Raw genomic sequence first — 858 nt, 5'->3', positions numbered from 1 at the left:
ATCAAGGCTGACGCCTTCCAGCGTGCCCAAGCGCGCACGTTCGGTGTCGATGACCACTGCCAGATAAGCCCAGCGTGCCCCTGTCCAAATATAGGTAATGTCGCCGGTCCATACCTGATTGGGCTTCTTTACATCGAACTCCCGATCAAGAACATTCGGTATATCCAGGTGTGGCTGATCAGCCTTCTTGTAGGCGTGCCTCGGCGGCTGCGAACTCATCAGCCCCAGCTGCTTCATCCGCCTGCTGGCCCGATAACGACTCAACTGTATTCCTGCCTGCGTGACCATTTTTGCAATGCTGCGAGCGCCGGCAGAGCCGTTACTGACGGTATGCGCCTCGACAACCTGATCCAGCAGCTTCTGCTCAGTCTCACAAGGTCTTCTATCCCGACTACGCCAAGCCCGGTAGCTACTGCGATGCACCCCAAACACCTGACACAAGTGCTGCACCGCGTAGCTCTCTTCAAGTCGCTCGATTATCGAGAATTGCTCAGGGAGTCCGACATCAAGAGAGCGGTAGCCTTTTTTAATATTGCCTTCTCTACTTCCACTCGCCGCAGCTTGCGCTTCAGTTCCTGGATCTCACGCTGTTCCGGCGTCAGAGCCTCACCTTTCAGCGGCGCCTTGCCTGCCCGCTCAGCGCGAAGCCTGCGAACCCAATACTCCATGGTGGATTTGCCAACCCCCATGGCCTCACACGCCGCCTTCAGCGTGTAGCCCTGGTCGACCACGAGCTGGGCCGCTTCCAAGCGAAATTCCGGGCTAAACGTTCTCTTCTTCGTCATCATCTGCACCTGATTGTCTCTGTGAGCCATCATACACTCAAAGTCAGGTGGCCAGATTCACTGTGCCACTACA

Annotated in this window: 2 protein-coding genes; both read right to left on the bottom strand. The window is 56.4% G+C overall.

The features are described from left to right. Positions 1-450 (bottom strand): IS3 family transposase (locus DOM57_RS21880; RefSeq protein ID WP_162619611.1); only part of this gene is annotated, 450 nt, incomplete at its 3' end. 26 nt (positions 451-476) lie between these two features. Continuing rightward, entirely contained in the window at positions 477-815 is a 339-nt protein-coding gene (locus tag DOM57_RS19910) for a transposase (protein WP_162619610.1), read from the bottom strand. Between the last annotated feature and the right edge of the window lie 43 nt (positions 816-858).

Source organism: Salinicola peritrichatus (genome assembly GCF_003206715.1).
GTDB lineage: Bacteria > Pseudomonadota > Gammaproteobacteria > Pseudomonadales > Halomonadaceae > Salinicola > Salinicola peritrichatus.
Note: the sequence above shows the minus strand (reverse complement) of the source record. Positions and strands in the feature narration are given on the sequence as shown.

What these genes read in the sequence shown, in the direction of transcription:
- DOM57_RS19910 (WP_162619610.1), bottom strand. Translation starts at nt 815, where the DNA reads ATGGCTCACAGAGACAATCAGGTGCAGATGATGACGAAGAAGAGAACG.